2 protein-coding genes are annotated in these 1489 nt (G+C 65.1%); one reads left to right on the top strand and one right to left on the bottom strand.

Features of this window, described 5'->3' with window-relative positions:
- Nucleotides 1-335: NAD(P)/FAD-dependent oxidoreductase (locus QMC96_13130; protein MDI6877698.1), on the top strand; the 335-nt coding region annotated here is incomplete at its 5' end.
- A gap of 242 nt (nucleotides 336-577) precedes the next feature.
- On the opposite strand, the gene QMC96_13125 is transcribed toward QMC96_13130, so the two are convergent.
- Nucleotides 578-1372 carry a helix-turn-helix domain-containing protein gene (locus tag QMC96_13125; protein MDI6877697.1) on the bottom strand — a complete coding sequence of 265 codons (795 nt, stop codon included), beginning with the start codon at nucleotides 1370-1372 and terminating at the stop codon, nucleotides 578-580.
- Nucleotides 1373-1489: the final 117 nt, after the last annotated feature.

The following is a 1489-nucleotide window of genomic DNA, read 5'->3' as shown; positions in this document are numbered from 1 at the left end:
CGGCCAAGATCAAGATCGGGGTGTCGGGCTGCCCCCGCTGCTGCGGGGAGAGCCGTCTTCGGGACATCGGCATCATGGGCACGAACAGAGGGTGGACCGTCATCTTCGGGGGCAACGGGGGGCGGGAGCCCCGCATCGGGGACGAGATCGCGCGGAACCTCGCCGAGGGCGAGGTCCTCGACCTCGTCCAGCGCCTGCTGGAGTACTACAGGGCGAATGCCGGGCGGGGAGAGCGGACGGCGCGGTTCATGGAGCGGACCGGGATCGGGCGACTCCGTTCGGACCTGCTGCGGTTCGTCCCCTATATTCCCGTCGATGAGACGCGGTCCTCGTAGAGAGATGGGATGCCCGGCGAAGACGGGGCGATAACCGATACTAGCGGGAAAGCCAGGAAGACTCTAAAGAGACATATCGCAATAGTCATGGCATATGCTCTGCTGCAGATAGGGGTGGAGCAATCGCGGGACGACCTGGGAAACTCGCTCGTTGGAACCGCCTGGGGCACGGTATCGCAACAAGGGCCGGGCGTTATATGGTCTCCCAACCCGGCACGTTCCGGTCATTTCGGCCCCGCCTGTTATTCCCGTGGGGCCTCAAGCGGTTGCGCCTGCAAGAGCATCTGCTCCAGGAGCCGCCCCTGCATGCAGGTGATGAAGGGGAGCGTGATGATCACCGCCATCCGTTCGCCGTCGAGGGTGTAGACGAGCATGGACTCCTGCTCGTCCGCGAGCAGGATGCACTCCGCGGCAAACGTCGAACCCTCCCGCAGCACGGGAGCGGCGAGCACCCGCTCGTAGATGTTCTCGCGGAAGTAGTCGCAGAGGGAGGCGACCTCATAGGCGGCGGCGTTCGGGACTGGCGGTGCCTCCTGGCGGCGGGCATAGAGGATCCGCACGCGGTGCCGCCGCCCGACCCGGGCGATCAGGTCGGCATACTTCTCCACGATGCGGTTGTCCAGAGAGAGGATCAGGAGATCGTCTTCCACGCTCTCCAGCACGGCCCGGAGGTGGTGTCCGATGCTCCAGTCCCCCCGCACGTACCAGATCGGGGTGTACTGCTGCTGGGCGTCGAGCGAGAGCTTCTCGAGCGCCTCGACGCTCTCCCGTGCTGCGGCGTCGATATCGCCTTTCAGGCGGGCGACGACCGTCTCCGGGTTCACGGGGCGGTAGACGAGCGGGCTGCCCTGACGCACTTCCACAAACCCCCTGGCCGCGAGCCCCTCCAGGATGTCGTAGACCCGGGGGCGGGGCACGCCGCTCGTCTCGTGGATCCGGCGGGCGTTTCCCTCCCCCATCCCGACCAGCGCCACGTACACCTTCGCCTCGTACTCCTTCATCCCGAGCAGGACGAGGTTCTCCACGATGGACTCCATGCTGTAACTCTGTAAGTTACACCAGTTTCATATGGGTATCGGTCCAATCCTGGTACCATGGTGCTGGAGCAGATCCCGAAGGCGGCCGGTTTCATCTACGCGCTTGTCATGATCGCC

This window comes from Methanomicrobiales archaeon (assembly GCA_030019205.1).
Taxonomy (GTDB): domain Archaea; phylum Halobacteriota; class Methanomicrobia; order Methanomicrobiales; family JACTUA01; genus JASEFH01.
Note: the sequence above shows the minus strand (reverse complement) of the source record. Positions and strands in the feature narration are given on the sequence as shown.